Annotated in this window: 14 protein-coding genes and 1 pseudogene; 9 read left to right on the plus strand and 6 right to left on the minus strand. The window is 70.3% G+C overall.

Annotation, left to right across the window (positions count from 1 at the left end; translation table 11 throughout):
* Window positions 1–3: 3 nt before the first annotated feature.
* Window positions 4–717, minus strand: coding sequence for a hypothetical protein (locus AB0H50_RS18290; RefSeq protein ID WP_357453650.1), 714 nt, complete (start codon window positions 715–717; stop codon window positions 4–6).
* Between the two features lie 163 nt (window positions 718–880).
* Between AB0H50_RS18290 and AB0H50_RS18295 the strand changes: the two are divergent.
* Window positions 881–1,039: pseudogene (locus tag AB0H50_RS18295) on the plus strand (LLM class flavin-dependent oxidoreductase); the annotation flags it as partial.
* Between the two features lie 148 nt (window positions 1,040–1,187).
* Here the strand turns inward: AB0H50_RS18295 and AB0H50_RS18300 are convergent.
* Entirely contained in the window at window positions 1,188–2,189 is a 1,002-nt protein-coding gene (locus AB0H50_RS18300; RefSeq protein WP_357453653.1) for a methylenetetrahydrofolate reductase, read from the minus strand.
* A gap of 330 nt (window positions 2,190–2,519) precedes the next feature.
* On the opposite strand from AB0H50_RS18300, the gene AB0H50_RS18305 reads away from it, so the two are divergent.
* The 5 genes from AB0H50_RS18305 to AB0H50_RS18325 all read left to right on the plus strand — a co-directional run bounded on the left by AB0H50_RS18305 (window position 2,520) and on the right by AB0H50_RS18325 (window position 8,674).
* On the plus strand, window positions 2,520–3,674 hold the full coding sequence (locus AB0H50_RS18305) for a polyprenyl synthetase family protein (RefSeq protein WP_357455268.1): 1,155 nt from the start codon (window positions 2,520–2,522) through the stop codon (window positions 3,672–3,674).
* Window positions 3,671–3,877, plus strand: a complete 207-nt coding sequence (locus AB0H50_RS18310; protein WP_357453656.1) for a hypothetical protein — start codon at window positions 3,671–3,673, stop codon at window positions 3,875–3,877. The genes AB0H50_RS18305 and AB0H50_RS18310 overlap by 4 nt, the downstream gene beginning before the upstream one ends.
* 226 nt (window positions 3,878–4,103) lie before the next feature.
* Window positions 4,104–5,687, plus strand: a complete 1,584-nt coding sequence (gene crtI, locus AB0H50_RS18315; protein WP_357453659.1) for a phytoene desaturase family protein — start codon at window positions 4,104–4,106, stop codon at window positions 5,685–5,687.
* A gap of 213 nt (window positions 5,688–5,900) precedes the next feature.
* Window positions 5,901–7,517, plus strand: a complete 1,617-nt coding sequence (locus AB0H50_RS18320) for an alpha-(1->6)-mannopyranosyltransferase A (protein WP_357455271.1) — start codon at window positions 5,901–5,903, stop codon at window positions 7,515–7,517.
* A 182-nt stretch (window positions 7,518–7,699) separates the two neighbouring features.
* Window positions 7,700–8,674, plus strand: coding sequence for a phytoene/squalene synthase family protein (locus AB0H50_RS18325; protein WP_357453662.1), 975 nt, complete (start codon window positions 7,700–7,702; stop codon window positions 8,672–8,674).
* A gap of 73 nt (window positions 8,675–8,747) precedes the next feature.
* On the opposite strand, the gene AB0H50_RS18330 is transcribed toward AB0H50_RS18325, so the two are convergent.
* Window positions 8,748–9,116: an Rv2175c family DNA-binding protein gene (locus AB0H50_RS18330; RefSeq protein ID WP_357453665.1), complete on the minus strand. Its 369-nt coding sequence runs from the start codon at window positions 9,114–9,116 to the stop codon at window positions 8,748–8,750.
* A gap of 167 nt (window positions 9,117–9,283) precedes the next feature.
* On the opposite strand from AB0H50_RS18330, the gene pknB reads away from it, so the two are divergent.
* The gene (pknB, locus tag AB0H50_RS18335; protein ID WP_357453668.1) at window positions 9,284–11,260 is read left to right on the plus strand and encodes a Stk1 family PASTA domain-containing Ser/Thr kinase; all 1,977 of its coding nucleotides are present in this window, start codon (window positions 9,284–9,286) and stop codon (window positions 11,258–11,260) included.
* 3 nt (window positions 11,261–11,263) lie between these two features.
* Here the strand turns inward: pknB and AB0H50_RS18340 are convergent, their stop codons facing one another.
* Both AB0H50_RS18340 and AB0H50_RS18345 read right to left on the minus strand, forming a co-directional pair.
* Window positions 11,264–11,962, minus strand: a complete 699-nt coding sequence (locus AB0H50_RS18340) for an enoyl-CoA hydratase/isomerase family protein (RefSeq protein ID WP_357453671.1) — start codon at window positions 11,960–11,962, stop codon at window positions 11,264–11,266.
* A gap of 30 nt (window positions 11,963–11,992) precedes the next feature.
* On the minus strand, window positions 11,993–12,859 hold the full coding sequence (locus AB0H50_RS18345; protein ID WP_357453673.1) for an NAD(P)-dependent oxidoreductase: 867 nt from the start codon (window positions 12,857–12,859) through the stop codon (window positions 11,993–11,995).
* 128 nt (window positions 12,860–12,987) lie between these two features.
* Here AB0H50_RS18345 and AB0H50_RS18350 point away from each other — a divergent pair, with 128 nt between their 5' ends.
* Window positions 12,988–13,464, plus strand: a complete 477-nt coding sequence (locus AB0H50_RS18350; RefSeq protein ID WP_357453676.1) for a MarR family transcriptional regulator — start codon at window positions 12,988–12,990, stop codon at window positions 13,462–13,464.
* 239 nt (window positions 13,465–13,703) lie between these two features.
* Here the strand turns inward: AB0H50_RS18350 and AB0H50_RS18355 are convergent, their stop codons facing one another.
* Window positions 13,704–15,092 carry a class II 3-deoxy-7-phosphoheptulonate synthase gene (locus tag AB0H50_RS18355; RefSeq protein ID WP_357453679.1) on the minus strand — a complete coding sequence of 463 codons (1,389 nt, stop codon included), beginning with the start codon at window positions 15,090–15,092 and terminating at the stop codon, window positions 13,704–13,706.
* Between the two features lie 181 nt (window positions 15,093–15,273).
* On the opposite strand from AB0H50_RS18355, the gene AB0H50_RS18360 reads away from it, so the two are divergent.
* On the plus strand, window positions 15,274–15,762 hold the full coding sequence (locus AB0H50_RS18360) for a polyadenylate-specific 3'-exoribonuclease AS (RefSeq protein ID WP_357455272.1): 489 nt from the start codon (window positions 15,274–15,276) through the stop codon (window positions 15,760–15,762).
* The last annotated feature ends 59 nt before the right edge of the window (window positions 15,763–15,821 follow it).

Raw genomic sequence — 15,821 nt, forward strand, 5'->3', positions numbered from 1 at the left:
GCTTTACGGCACCGAGCTGATGCCGACCGTCGGCAGGAAGAAGCAGGTGCGTTCGCCGTTGTCGACGCTGCCGAAGACGGCGGCGAGGACGGTGCCCTTGCCCGTGTCGACGGGGACCGCGCGGATGCCGCCGACCGGGAGTGCGGCGAAGAAGACGTCCTGGATGGCACGTTCGGCCTGCGGGCGCAGGTCGGCGGGGACCGCGGCTGGCACCATCGCGCGGAAGATGTCGGCGAGGGGACCCATCTGGGCGATGCCGCCGCGTCCATTGCTCACATTCAGCCAGGCCACCTGCATGCCCGCGGTGTTGCGGCTCTCCGAGTCCAGGCCGTAGGGCACGAAGGTGAACATGGTCTGACCGGACTTCACCGCCGTCAGGTCGAGGCCAGGGATGGTGACCGTGGACTTGGGCCACGGTCCCGGCATCGCGCCTGCGACGGCGGGCACCAGACCGAAAGTGCTTCCGTTACCGCAGAACGCCGCGGCGGACGGGAACAGGAACGGTTCCATGCCGAAGCCGCGCAGCGCCTCGACGGTGGACTGATAGGCGCCGAGCAGATCGCCGGGCGCGGCAGCCTGCTGTGCGCCTGGCAGTTCGGCGGGGGCGGGCGCCGCCACGGCGGGGGCGCAGACGCCGAAGGCCAGTGCGACCGAACCGGTCGCGGCGGCGGCGAGAGTGGTGAAGCGGCGCAACAAAGTCACAGCGGTGCTCCTCATCGTCGGCACGGTGAGGACACGGTACTCCGGCAAACTCGCTCAGCAGCCGTTTCGTTGATCGGCTAGTTTTCGGCGCGTCGGCTTGCGCCCGTGCGCCGGGACGAGAAGCGCTCCGCGGTATCCGGTTCGAGCCGTGCCGACCGCGCAATGATCACACTCCGCGACGCCGAGCACGGTGGTGGAACGGCTCGCCGCCTTGCAGCGGGTCACGGGCGCGAACGAGTTGCTGATCACCAGCGTCGCCCACGACCACGCCGACCGGCTCGAATCCCATCGGCTGCTGGCCGAGGCGTGGGGGCTGGGAGCGGCACGCGCCGCCTGATGTGCGAATGCCCCGCCGGTCGTCGACCGGCGGGGCATTCGGCGCTGAATCATTCGGCGCGCAGGCGCGGGGGCGTCAGGCGATCACAGGTGCGCTTGCCACGCTGTCGTCGACGCTGTGTGCCGTCGGGCGCGCTGGCGTGCGGTCGTCAAGCGCTCATCGGCGCCGCGGTGACTCCGTAGCCGAGATTGGTCAGTACCTCGCTGGTCGCCTTGGCGAAATTCAGGGTGATGAAGTGCAGGCAGGGCGCGCCCTCGTCGATCAGCCGCTGCGCCATCTCCGTGGCGATCTCGATGCCGACCTCGCGCACCGCGGCGCGGTCCTCCTCCTGGCCGTCGCCCGCGGCCTTGCGCAGCCGCTCCAGCACCGCGGCGGGCAGCGGGCGGCCGCACAGCTCCTCGGCCCGCGCCACGGTGCGCAGCGAGGTGATCGGCATCAGCTCCGGGATGATCGGCTTGGCGCCCTCGATCGGATCCACTGCCGCGACCCGGTCGCGCAGGCGCAGGTAGTGCTCGACCTCGAAGAACATCTGGGTGATCGAATACTCCGCTCCGGCACGGAGTTTCGCGGCCAGGAAGGCGGTGTCGGAGTCCAGGTCGGGCGAGCGGTGATGGCCCTGCGGGAAGGAAGCGACGCCGACGTGGAAATCGCCGAGATCGCGAACGATGCGGACCAGTTCCTCGGCGTACTCCACGCCCTGCGGGTGCTTGTGCCACTCGCCGAGCGGGTCGCCTGGCGGGTCGCCGCGCAGCACCAGAATGTTGCGGATGCCGGAATCGGCGTACGCGCCGACCAGCGAGCGCAGCTCGGCCACGCTGTGCCCGACGGCGGTCAGGTGCGCCACCGGCAGCAGGGTGGTCTCCTTGGCCAGCTCACCGGTCACCCGCACGGTGCGGTCCTTGGTGGAACCACCCGCGCCGTAGGTCATCGATACGAACGCAGGATGCATGCGCTCGAACTCGCGCACCGCCCGCCAGAGCCGGGCCTCGCCCGCGGCGTCGCGCGGCGGGTTGAACTCGACGGAGAACGGGACGTTGCGGCCCGAATGGACCTGCAAGCTCTGCACAACCGAAGGCGTTCCAGAGACGATCGGTGGCGTCGGGGACGGGCGCCCTGGGGTCGAACGTCCCCGCACGGAATCGAAAGTCACCGGTTCAGTGTAGTGGGACGCCCGTCCTGACATGTCTGCTCACTCCGGGTCCGGCGGATATCCGCTTCCGCTCGGGCCGCGTGCGGGGTCGTCGGCGGGGTTCGTCCGAAGGCGCGAAACGTCCTATGTCCGGCCACCCCATGAGTGGTTTTCCCAGGGCGGAGGTTGGTCACCGACGGGATGGGATGGCCGCGTATTCTCTGATACGGCACCACTATCGCTGCGGCCGAACCGGAGTGCGCCGCGATCGCGCCGAACCCGGGCGGCGGTGACACACGCTCGCTCACAGACCACTCGTCGCGCTCGACCGGCGCGACCACACCCGTGACCCTGGAGGTTCCTCTGTCCGCCGGACCCGGTACTCCGACACGAACCCCGGCAACGCCCGCCGACGCGCAGCGGACGCCGATCCCGGGCACGCCCGGATTCGTCGCGGCCGTGCAGGACCGGCTCACCGAGTTCTTCGCCACCCGGCGGCCCATCGTCGAGCCGCTCGGCCCGGTCTTCGTCGACGCCGCCGACGCGCTGGAGCGGTTCGTGCTCCGCGGCGGCAAGCGCACCAGGCCCGCGTTCGCCTGGACCGGCTGGCTCGGCGCGGGCGGCGACCCGGACAGCGCCGAAGCGGGCGCGGTGCTCGCCGCCTGCTCCGCACTCGAACTGGTGCAGGCGTGCGCGCTCATCCACGACGACATCATCGATTCCTCCCGGACTCGCCGCGGTTTCGCCACCGTGCACGTCGATTTCGAGCGGCGCCACAGCGAGCGCGACTGGTCCGGCGACGCCGCCCACTTCGGCACCAGCGTCGCGATCCTGATCGGCGATCTGGCCCTGGCCTGGGCCGACGACCTGGTTCACACCGCCGGGCTCGCCCCGGCCGCCCTCGCGCGGTTCGCGCCGGTCTGGGCGCAGATGCGCACCGAGGTGCTCGGCGGTCAGCTGCTCGACATCAACGGCGAGGCGGTCGGCGACGAGTCGGTGGAGGCCGCGCTGCGCATCAATCGCTACAAGACGGCCGCCTACACCGTGGAGCGCCCGCTGCACCTCGGCGCCGCCATCGCCGCCGCCGACCGCGACCTGATCGCGGCCTACCGCACCTTCGGCACCGACATCGGGATCGCCTTCCAGCTGCGCGACGACCTGCTCGGCGTGTTCGGCGATCCCGAGGTCACCGGCAAACCCTCCGGCGACGACCTGCGCGAGGGCAAGCGCACCGTGCTGCTCGCCGAGGCGCTGCGCCGGGCCGACGCCACCGACCCGTCCGCCGCGCACCTGCTGCGCACCAACATCGGCACCGACCTCGGCGCCGAGGATGTCACGCGCCTGCGCGCCGTGCTCACCGAGCTCGGCGCCGTCGACGAAGTGGAACGCCGCATCGCCGACCTCACCGACCGCGGCCTAGCCGCCATAGATTCCAGCTCGGCCACCCCAGCCGCCAAAGAGCAACTGCGCGGTATGGCACTGGCCGCAACCAGGAGGATTGCATGAAAGCCGTTGTGGGACCAGCTGATCGCGTGATCGCGGTCGGCGCAGGACCGGCCCCGCGCAGCACGGGCAAGCGCCGGGGGAAGTCCCCGGTCGCGCTGACCGAACGTCGGCTGATCCTCGGTGCCGCCCTGCCCACCCGGCGCGGCGTCCGTGTCCCCCGTGCGTGTTCGGCGCCGCGGGACACCGGGTCGACCGAGGACTAGTCCCCGTCTTCGAGCGCCGGATCGGCGAGCCGACCGGCGCCGTACACCGCGTAGCGATCCACCTACCGACCGGCAGGCATGAGATCATCGCGGAGCGAGCACCGCACCGCGAGGGTCTGCCCCTTGCGGTGCGGAAACGGCCGTGTCGTCCCGGAACTGACGCGGCGCAGGCCGACGCAGAGTTTCACGGGTAGCCCGCCGTGCCCGGCGGTCGAGGAGAAGTCGAATGAAAACCGTTGCGGGACCGACCGATCGGGTGGTCGTTGTGGGCGCGGGCCTGTCCGGGCTCGCCGCCGCGCTGTATCTCGCCGGCGCGGGACGATCGGTCACGCTGCTGGAGCGGGCCGATCATCCTGGCGGCCGGGTCGGCAGGTATCGCGGGCCGGACTACGAGATCGACAACGGCGCCACGGTGCTCACGCTGCCGGAACTGATCACCGACGCGCTGGCCGCCGTCGGCCGCACTCCCGAATCGGGCCCGGCGCCGCTGCGCATCCACCGGCTCGCGCCGAGCTACCACGCGCGTTTCGCCGACGACTCGACCATCCGGGTGTTCGCCGACGCGGACGCCATGGCCGACGAGGTCGCCCGCACCTGCGGCCCCGCCGAGGCGAACCGCTACCGACGGCTCCGCGACTGGCTGGCGCGCGTCTACCGCGCCGAGTTCACCGAGTTCATGGACACCAACTTCGACTCGCCGCTGGACATGGTGCGGTATCCGAGCAAACGCGCCGCGCTGACCGACCTGGTGCGCCTCGGCGGGTTCGGCAGACTCGGACCGCGCGTCGGCCGGATCCTGACCGACGCGCGGCTGGCCAGGCTGTTCACCTTCCAAGCGCTCTACGCCGGCATGGCGCCCGCCGACGCGCTGGCCGTCTACGGTGCGATCCCGCACATGGACACCTCGCTGGGCGTCTACTTCCCCGAGGGCGGGATGCGCGCCATCGCCGCCACCATGGCCGAGGCGTTCACCGCCGCGGGCGGGGTGCTGCGGCTGAACACCGAGGTCACCGGGATCGAGTACGAGGGACGGCGGGCCCGCCGGGTGCGCACCGCCGACGGACACGCGCTGGACTGCGACGCGGTGGTGCTCACCGCCGACATCGGCTCGGTCGAACGCTTCGGCGTCCGGCCCAGGCGCGGGCTGCGGGCCGCGCCGTCGGCGGTGGTCGCGCACGGCACCATCCCGGCAGAGATCGCCGCGCGCTGGCCGATCCAGGCGCACCACACCATCGACTTCGGCGCGGCATGGGACACCACCTTCGACGAGATCGCCGCAGCACCACGCCGCGGCGGACGGCTCACGGCGCGCGGACGGCTGATGCGCGACCCCTCACTGCTGCTGACCCGCCCCGCGCTGACCGATCCCGGGCTCTACATCGATCGGCCCGACGGACGTCACGAGCCGTTCTCGCTGCTCGCGCCCTGCCCCAATCTGGCGAGCGCCCCGCTCGACTGGGACAGGCTGGCCCGCCCCTATCTGCGCGAGCTGCTCGAGGTGCTGGAGACGCGCGGCTACCGCGGGATCGCCGAGCACTTCACCGTCGATCACCTGGACACCCCGCGCACCTGGCAGGCGCAGGGCATGATCGCGGGCACGCCGTTCTCCGTCGCGCATCTGTTCCGGCAGACCGGACCTTTCCGGCCGCGCAATTTCCCGAAGTTCAGCGACAACGTGGTTATCGCCGGTTGCGGCACCACGCCGGGCGTCGGTGTGCCGACGGCGCTGCTCTCGGGAAAACTGGCGGCAAACCGAATTACCGGCGCGACGAGTGTTACTGGGGATGAACCGCCCGCACCAGCGGGATAGTGTTCTCGGCGAACCATTAAACTGATCGCCGACCTATTCGCTCGCGGTTGCGACCGCCGACCTTGCCGGGGGGACCGACACCACATGCATCCCCCCGATACGAGCGCCGCAGCCGCACCGCCGACCGATACCGCGCCCCGCGTGTCGAGTCGCCCCGGCACCCCGGGGGCAGGCGCCTCGCGATCCGCCGACCGGCTCGGACTTCTGGATCGGATGCAGACCTACGCCGATTTCGCGCGCAGCCCCGAAGGGCACGCCGCGCTGTTCGGCTTCCTCGGCGCGGTGATGATCACCTTCGGCGGGTTCGGCGCGGGCAGCGTGCGTCAGCGCGATCCACTGCTCGAGGCGATGAACCTGTCCTGGCTGCGGTTCGGGCACGGCTACGCGCTGTCCACCATCCTGATCTGGATCGGCGTGCTGCTGATGATCACCGCGTGGGTTCGCCTCGGCCGCACCACACTCGGGCTCGGCAATCGGGCGGGCGCCGCGGTGACGCTCAACGAGTTGCGCGCGATCGTCGGAATCTGGATCTTCCCTTTGCTCTTCGCGGTGCCGATGTTCAGCCGCGATGCCTACTCCTACCTGGCCCAGGGCGCGCTCCTGCGTGACGGCTTCGACCCCTACCAGGTCGGTCCCGTCGCGAATCCCGGTGTGCTGCTGGACAATGTGAGCCCGGTCTGGACCACCACCACCGCGCCGTACGGCCCGGTGTTCCTGCTACTCGGCCGCGCCATCACCGCGATCACCGGTGACAACGTGGTCGCTGGCACCATCGCGCTGCGCCTGGTGATGCTGCCCGGCCTCGCGCTGATGATGTGGGCGGTGCCGTATCTGACCAAGCACCTGGGCGGCAAGCCGACGGTCGCGCTGTGGCTCGCGGTGCTCAACCCGCTGGTGCTCATCCACCTCATCGGCGGCGTGCACAACGAGATGCTGATGGTCGGCCTGATGTGCGCGGGCATCGCGCTGGTGCTGGAGCGCCACCACGCGGCGGGCATCGTGGTCGTCGCCATCGGCGTGGCGATCAAGGCCACCGCGGGCATCGCGCTGCCGTTCCTGGTGTGGATCTGGATGTTGCACGAGCGGGAGCGCCGCGCCGCCGAACGCGCGGCCGCGGACCCGAACGCGCCGGCGGATCCGAGCTCAACGCCCGAGAACGGCGCACCGGACGCCGCGAAAGCCGGACCGGACATGCCCCACCCGGCCATGACGTTCGCCAAGATCGCCGGGCTCGGACTGAGCGTGTTCGCGGTGGTGTTCGTCGCGGCCTCGGCCATCGCGGGCGTCGGCATCGGCTGGCTGACCGCGCTGTCGGGCTCGAAGAAGATCATCAACTGGCTCTCGCTGCCGACCATCATGGCGCACGCCACCACCTGGATCACCCCGCTGCGCATGGAATCGGTGCTCACCGTCACCCGTGCGCTGTGCGCGCTGGCGCTGGTCGCGGTGCTGGTGTGGACCTGGTGGCGATTCCGGCACAGCGAGCGCGAGGCGGTGTTCGGCATCCTCATCGCGTTCGTCGGCATCGTGATCCTCTCCCCCGCCGCGCTGCCCTGGTACTACTCGTGGCCGCTGGCGCTGGCCGCCGCGTTCGCGCTGTCCACCACGACGCTCATGGTGCTGGTCGGCCTGTGCACCTGGTTGATGCTGGTGTTCCAGCCGGACGGCTCGATCGGTCTGTACAACTTCTGGCACGTGGCGGCGGCCACCTTCGCCGCGGTCGTCGCCGCGCTCTCGCTGCGTACCGTGGACCCGCTGCGCCTGCGCTCCGCGCCACCACAGCAGGCAATGCCGCGCGCCGACGTCGCGGCCGCCGCTTCTCGTCCATGAGCGCCGCGAGACCCGGCGACGACCCGGACCTAGAGGTACGCAGAACGGGCACAGCCGGACGCTGGCCGTCGATAGACCCGCCCACGACCGGACCGATTCCAGAAGCACCGAGAACGGACGCACCCGGACACAGTCCGTCGATAGCCCCGCACACGACCGGAGCGGAGGCGGAGGTACGCCTTGTGTCCGCCTATCGGGCATGCCGGACTATCGCGGCGGAGCACGGGCGCACGTATTTCCTCGCGACCAGGCTGTTGTCGGCGCACCGAAGACCGGCGGTGCACGCGCTCTACGCGTTCGCGCGGATGGTGGACGACATCGTCGACCACGCGGAACCGAGCCTCGCGCGAACGGGGCGCGCCGACTCGACCTCGCCGGAGTCGCTGCTCACCCTCGGACAAGGCCCCGCCAACGAACTAGACCTGATCGAGAAACAGCTACGCACGGCCCTCGAACAGGGCGCATTCGCACCGCATGACACTCCCGACGCGCCAGCTTCGCCGCTGCGCGCCCAGATACTGTCCGCGCTCGCCGATACCGTCGACCGCTTCGCGATCGATCCAGAGCACTTCTGGACCTTCCTGGACTCCATGCGCATGGACGTCCCCGGCACGCATCGTTTCCGCGACCGCTACGCCACGATGGCCGAGCTGCGCGAATACATGCGCGGATCGGCCGCCGCCATCGGTCTGCAGCTGCTTCCCGTGCTCGGCACCGTCGTGCCGACGGTCGAAGCCGAACCCGCGGCCGCCGCGCTGGGCGAGGCCTTCCAGCTCACCAACTTCCTGCGCGATGTCGCCGAGGATCTCGACCGCGGGCGCGTGTACCTGCCCGCCGACCATCTCGCGGCCTTCGGCGTGGACGCCGACCTGCTCGCCCACTGCCGCCACACCGGCCACACCGATCCGCGAGTCCGCCGCGCCCTCGCCCACTTGATCGCGATCAACCGCGACGTCTACCGAACCGCCGCTCCCGGCATCGACCTGCTCGAGCCCAGGGTCCGTCCGGCTATCCAGGCGGCCGCCGCCCTCTACGCCGAAATCCTCGACCGCATCGAGCAATCCGGCTACGCGATCTTCCACACCCGAGCAGTCGTCCCCCGCCACCGACGCCTACTCGTCGCCACAACCCAACTCTTCACCGCCGCCCTGCCCTAACCGGCCTCGCACACCTGCCACACGCCTCACACAGGTAACAAGGGCTGCGAGGCGTGCGGACGGTCTGCGAGGGTCAGAAGGGATCGGCGGCGGCGCGTCGTAGCACCTCGCGGGCGAGGGGGCCGTGCAGTGCGTCGACGGGTTTGCCGGGGAGGCTGGCGTCGTCGGTGAAGATCCATTCGAGGATCTCCTCGTCGGTGTACTTGGCGTCCTTCATGACGGTGATCAGCCCGGGCAGGTGCTTGGTCACCGCGCCGGTGTCATCGAAGAAGACCTCGGGAACGCTCGCCACTCCGTTGCGGCGCACGGCAAGCAGCTGGTGGTCGCGCAGCATCTGATGCACTCGCGTCACCACGATTCCGAGCCGGTCGGCGACCTCGGGCAGCGGCAGCATGGCCACGGATTCCGGAAGGACATCCTCGCTGCAGGGAAATGCACTCACCCGCACAACGGTAGACGGTGCCGCGCCGCGCGTCGTATGACACCCGGGCGACAGACGGGTTCGGCCGCTCGACACGGTTACCATCGTGGGGGCCGCACGGGGCGGTCTGTCGCTGTTCGCGTCATTAGCGAGGGGTGAGCAGTTTTGTGAAAGCCGGAGGACATCACTTGATCGGGCAGATGCTGGAGGGGCGCTACCGGATTGACGCGCCGATCGCTCGGGGCGGGATGTCGATGGTCTTCCGCGGCGAGGACACCCGCCTCGATCGCCCGGTCGCCATCAAGGTGATGGACCCGAAGTTCGCCGCCGACCCGCAGTTTCTCTCCCGGTTCGAGTTCGAGGCCCGCGCCGTCGCCAAGCTCAAGCACCCCGCGCTGGTCTCGGTGTACGACCAGGGCGTGGACGGCGACCATCCGTTCCTGATCATGGAGCTGGTCGAGGGCGGCACGCTACGCGAGTTGCTGCGCGAACGCGGGCCGATGCCGCCGCACGCCGTGCGGGCGGTGGCCGAACCGGTGCTTGCCGCCATCGGGGTGGCGCACTCCGCGGGCCTGGTGCACCGCGACGTCAAACCGGAGAACGTGCTCATCTCCGATTCCGGCGAGGTGAAGATCGCCGACTTCGGCCTGGTGCGCGCGGTGGCGGCCGCTACGACCACCTCGGCGAGCGTCATCCTCGGCACGGCGGCCTACCTCTCGCCCGAGCAGGTGACCAGCGGCACCGCCGACTCGCGCAGCGACGTGTACGCGTTCGGCGTACTGATCTTCGAAATGCTCACGGGCCGTGTTCCTTTCGTCGGCGACACGTCGCTGTCGGTGGCGTATCAGCGCATCGAGAACGACGTGCCGAGCCCGAGCCAGTTCATCGCGGGCGTGCCGCCGGAGTTCGACGACCTGGTCGCCCGCGCGACCAATCGGGAGCCCGCGCACCGTTTCGCCGACGCCAACGAGATGGCCGCGGAGCTGGGCTCGATCGCCGCCGCGCTGAGCCTGCCGCCCTACCGGGTGCCCGCGCCGCGGGAGTCGGCCGAGCATCTGAGCGCCGGTTTCCGCGCCGATCCCGGTGGCAGGGCCGCGGCCGCGCGGCCGGGCCCCGCGCCGGACCCGCACACGCCGCAGCCGACGCAGCACACCAAGGTGGTCACCGCGCAGCGACCCCGGGTGCCGGACTACGACCCGCACGGGGAGTACGGACCGCCGACGGGCCACGATCCGCGGACGACCGGCCTGCGTCAGCCGCCGTACGACCCCTACGACGCCGATCGCCGCAAGTCGCGCAGGACGACCCTGGTGTGGGTCGCAATCGTCGCCGTACTCACCCTGATCGTCGGTGTCGGCGGCTGGTGGCTCGGCGTCGGCCGCTACGAGGCGGTGCCCCCGATCGCCGGGCTGGGCAGCGAGCAGGCGACGGCGACGTTGCGCGAGGCGGGCTTCGAGACCGAGATCAGACAGAAGGCCTCGGACACCATCCCGGTCGGCGGCGTGGTCGGCAGCGATCCGTCCGCGGGCTCCAAGGTGACCAAGGGCTCGACGGTGTCGGTGCTGGTCTCCAGCGGTAAGCCAAGGGTGCCCGACATCAAACCCGGCGACGACGTGCGCAAGGTGAATCAGCTCATCAAGGACGCCGGACTCCAGCCGATCGACGCGGGCGAGGTCGGCAGCCAGGCGCCGAAGGGTTCGCTCGCGAAGGTCGAGCCCGCGCCGGGCACCGTGCTGCCGATGGGCGGACAGGTCAAGGTCTTCCGCAGCAACGGCGCGCAGCCGGTGAAGGTCCCCGACGTGCGCGGCAAGACGACCGAGGAGGCCATGCAGGCGCTCACCGCCGCGGGCATCAAGGTCCGCGAGACGCGCACCGAGTACGACAAGGCCATCGAGGCGGACCAGGTGATCGGCACCGACCCGGCGGCGGGCAGCACGGTGAACTCCGGTGAGGGCGTCGCGCTGATCGTCTCCAACGCGGTCAAGCTGCCTTTCCTGGTCGGCGAAAGCGTCGGCGAGGCCAAGCAGAAGCTGGAGGGACTCGGCCTGCGCGTCCAGGTCCAGCAGCTGACCCCGTCGGACAGCTCCGTGGTCATCGGCCAGAGCCCGGGCGCGGCGGCCAAGGTCCAACCGGGCAGCACGGTCACCCTCACCGCGCTGCCCTGACGTTCAGAGCGTCAACGTGACCTTGCCGAGCGCGGCGACGACATCGCGGTACATCCACCGCTTCATCACCCCGAGCGCGGGACCCGCGGTGGCAGCCAGCGCGCCCGCCCTGGCCAGCGCGACCGGCAGCACCCGCTCGTGCTCCTCGACCACGTCGACGATGCCGGCGGCGAGCGCGTCGGGGCCGCCGTAGCGGCGTCCGGTCAGCATCGCCTCGTGCGCGGCGGGTCCGGGCAGCCGCGCGGTCAGCAGGTCGGCCATGCCGCCGGGGATGACGAGGCCGTCGTCCGACCGCGCCAGCGGCAGGGTGATCTCGGGCAGGCAGAAGAAGCCGCGATCGCCGCGCATGACCCGCCCGTCGTGGGCCATGGCCAGGATCGCGCCCGCGCCGAACGCGTGCCCCTGGACCGCCGCGACGGTCGGGGCGGGGAACGTCAGCACCCGCTCGAACACCCGCTGTCCGGCCATGAGGTAGTCGGCGACGTCCGGGCGCAGAAACCGCTCCGGCTCGAAACCGTTCGAGAAGAATTTGCCGGAGCCGGTGGTGACCAGCGCCTTCGGCCCGTCGGATGCCTGCACTTCGTCGAGGCAGGCGTGGACGGCATCCGCCCACTCCGGGGTGAAGCGGTTCTCGGTGTCGAGCTGGTCCGGCTCGCCGAGATCGAGCACGAAAACTTCGCCGTCGCGGCGTAGGTGCGGCATCGATACTCCCTGGGTGCGGTCTGTTTCGGGTCAGGCGGGCGGGTCGACGAAGATGTCGTAGCTCAGCTCGCCCTCGGGGCCGTAGCCGGACAGGTCGGTGATGCCGTGGGCGGCAAGGACTTCCACGTCCAGGTAGGTGTTGCCGGTGGTGGTCGCGGCCGGGCTCTCCAGGATCAGCACGGCGGCGTCGGCGACGATCTCCGGGGTGCGCGCGGTGGCGGCGACTTCCTCGCCGCCGAGCAGGTTGCGCACCGCGGCGGTGGCGATGAGCGTCTCCGGCCACAGGCAGTTCGCGGCGATGCCCGACTCGCGGTGCTCGGCGGCCACGCCGAGGGTCAGCAGGGTCATGCCGTACTTGGCCAGCATGTAGGGCGGGTGCACGCCGAGCCATTTCGGATCCAGGTTCAGCGGCGGCGAGAGCGACAGCACGTGCGGGTTCGCCGACTTGCGCAGGTGCGGCAGTGCGGCGCGGGTGAGCAGGAAGGTGCCGCGCAGCTGGATCTGCTGCATCAGGTCGAACTTCTTCGCCGGCAGCGTCTCGGTGCCCTGCAGATCGATGGCGCTGGCGTTGTTGACGACGATGTCGATGCCGCCGAAGCGCTCGACGGCCCGGTCGATCGCGGCCTGCACCGACTCCTCGTCGCGCACGTCGCCCACGACGGCGAGGGCCGATCCGCCCGCGGCCTCGATCTCAGCGGCCGCCGTGTGCACGGTGCCATCCAGCTTCGGATGCGGGACATCGGTTTTGGCGAGCAGGACGACGTTGGCGCCGCGGCGGGCGGCCGCGAGGGCGATGGACAGGCCGATGCCCCGGCTGCCGCCGGACATCAACAGGGTGCGGCCGGACAGTGTCTGTGTGGTCACGAGGGTGCCTTCCGGTTGCCGAAGCCGCGGCATGTCCCGGCCGAATCGAGGAGTGCCACGTATAATTTGCTTCACAAATCGTTTGCACTACTACTGTTTTATAGAGGCAACGGTTTGTCAAGCGAGCGGCGCCCTGGGCATGATGTGACGGGAGGTGAACGATGTCCTACAACGCGCCGCTGGTCCCCGGGTCCATCGGCAACCACACCGTGTGCCTGATACAGAAGATGGGACAGGCCGCCTTCCGATTGGCCGAGGAACGCCTGCTCGCCATCGGCCTGCGGGTGCGGCACTACAGCGTGCTCCAGGCGCTCGCCGATCGCGGCGGCATGGCGCAGGCCGAACTCGGCGGCTACCTGCGCATCGACGCGGCGACCATGGTCTCGACGCTCGACGACCTGGAACGGCAGGGCTATGCCGAGCGGCAACGCGATCCCGGCGACCGCAGGCGCTACCTGGTCATCCTGACCGGCAAAGGCAGCGAGACGCTCGCCGAGATCCAGACCATCCTGCGCGAAGTACACGAGGAGATGTTCGCCGACCTGTCACCGGAACGACGCGACATGCTCGCGGAGATTCTCGGCGAGCTCAACGACTCGGCGGCCTTGCGCGCGCGTTTCGACGCGACCCGAGGCTGAAAATTCCCGCGCGCCAGCGCGATCGAGCCCGGCCGCGTCGAAACGATTCCCCGACAACGAGATCCGCACCGGCCTCGGACACGCTCCGCGCGCCCCCTCCGCAGCGCCTTTCGGCGGCAGCGGCCAGGACGATTCCAGCGCACAGGCTTTCGATGACCGGGCGGCAGGCGCGAACCCCGCTCAGTGGCCGTGCGGACCACGGCGCAGCGGGCTCGAGCCCAGCGCAGTGACCCTCGACCTCAGCGCAGCATTTCGGCGACCAGGAACGCCAGCTCCAGCGACTGCTGGGTGTTCAGGCGCGGGTCGCAGGCGGTCTCGTAGCGGCCGGACAGGTCCAGGTCGGAGATGTCCTGCGCACCGCCGAGGCATTCGGTGACGTCCTCGCCGGTCAGCTCGATGTGCAGGCCACCGGGGTGGGTGCCCAGTGCGCGGTGCACCTCGAAGAAGCCCTGCACCTCGTCGACGATACGGTCGAAGTGGCGGGTCTTGAAACCGGTGGAGGCCTCGTGCGTGTTGCCGTGCATCGGGTCGCACTGCCAGATCACCTGGTGACCGGTCGCCTGCACCTTCTCGATGATCGGCGGCAGCACGTCGCGCACCTTGCTGTTGCCCATCCGGGAGACGATGGTGAGGCGGCCAGGCTCGTTGTTGGGGTCGAGCCGTTCGACGTACTCCACGGCCTGATCCGGGGTGGTGGTCGGGCCGATCTTCAGGCCGATCGGGTTGGCGAGCAGCTCAGCGAGCGCGATGTGCGCGCCGTCGAGCTGACGGGTGCGCTCACCGATCCAGAGGAAGTGCGCCGACAGGTCGTAGAGAACCGGTTCGCCGGACACCGGGTGCTCGCTCAGGCGCAGCATGGCGCGCTCGTAGTCGAGTACCAGCGCCTCGTGGCTGGCGTAGATGCGGGCCGACTGCAGGCTGGGGTCGGTCACCCGGCATGCGGTCATGAACGCGAGACCGCGGTCGATCTCCTCGGCCAGCGCCTCGTAGCGCGCGCCCGCCGGGGACTGCGCGACGAAGTCGCGGTTCCAGTCGTGCACCTTGTGCAGGTCGGCCATGCCCGCGCTGGTCAGCGCGCGGACCAGGTTCATCGCGGCGCTGGCGTTGGCGTAGGCGCGCACCAGCCGGGACGGATCGTGCTCGCGCATGCCCGCGTCGGCGACCAGCGCGTTCACCATGTCACCGCGGTAGGACTTCAGGCCGAGCGAGTCGGTGTCGGAGGAGCGCGGCTTCGCGTACTGGCCCGCGATGCGCGCGACCTTCACCACAGGAAGGCTCGCGCCGTAGGTCAGCACGACGGCCATCTGCAACAGCGTGCGGATGTTGCCGCGGATGTGCGGTTCGGTGTTGTCGGCGAAGGTCTCCGCGCAATCACCGCCCTGCATCAAGAACGCCTCGCCGCGCGCCACCTCGGCGAGCTGTCCGCGCAACTCCTCCACTTCGGCGGGCACACAGATCGGCGGCACGCTCTCCAGCACGGTGCGCATCATCGCCGCCTGCTCGGGATCCCACGACGGCTGCTGCAACGCCGGTCGGCCCAGCGCTTCGTCCAGCCTGCGGCGCAGCTCGGCGGGTAGCGGCGGCAGCTCCGGCAGGCGATCGATCGGTACGTCGACGGTCCAGTTCACGAGTTCAGAATACGGACCGGGCGATCGTGTAGACAGCCGGAGGTGGGGTGGAGTTCGCCCCCCGCAGGTGTGGGCGATACCCACCCTGAGTAACCCCTCGCGTCCGCCGCCCAGATCGCCGCATAGGGTGACATCGACCGGCACATGCCACTACCGCCCGACCGAGGAGAGGTCGATCTCGCTGAGATACTTCTACGATTGCGAGTTCATCGAGGACGGGGTCGTCATCGACCTGGTGTCCATCGGCGTCGTCTGCGAGGACGGCCGCGAATACTACGCGGTCTCCACCGAATTCGACCCCGAGCGAGCGGGGCCGTGGGTACGCAAGTACGTGCTGCCGCAGCTGCCGCCGCCCAGCTCCCCGCGGTGGCGCAGCCGCGAGCAGATCCGCGACGACCTCTACAAGTTCCTGGTTCCGCGCCCCTCTGTGCAGCCCGAGCTGTGGGCTTGGGTCGGCGCGTACGACCACGTGGCGCTGTGCCAGCTGTGGGGTTCGATGGTCGATCTGCCCACCGCGCTCCCCCGCTACACCAACGAACTGCGCCAGCACTGGGAGGCGCACGGCCGCCCCGCGCTGCCACCGGTACCGCCGGACGCCCACGACGCGCTGGCCGACGCCCGCCACAACTACGCCAAATTCGAGGCCATCGAGGCGGCCCGCAGGCGCTGAGCTGCGGCCCGAACGCAAAGGCCCCGAGTCCGACGGACTCGGGGCCTTTGCGTTCGACG

Origin of the sequence: Nocardia sp. NPDC050793 (assembly GCF_040654065.1) — a bacterium.
Taxonomy (GTDB): Bacteria; Actinomycetota; Actinomycetes; order Mycobacteriales; family Mycobacteriaceae; genus Nocardia.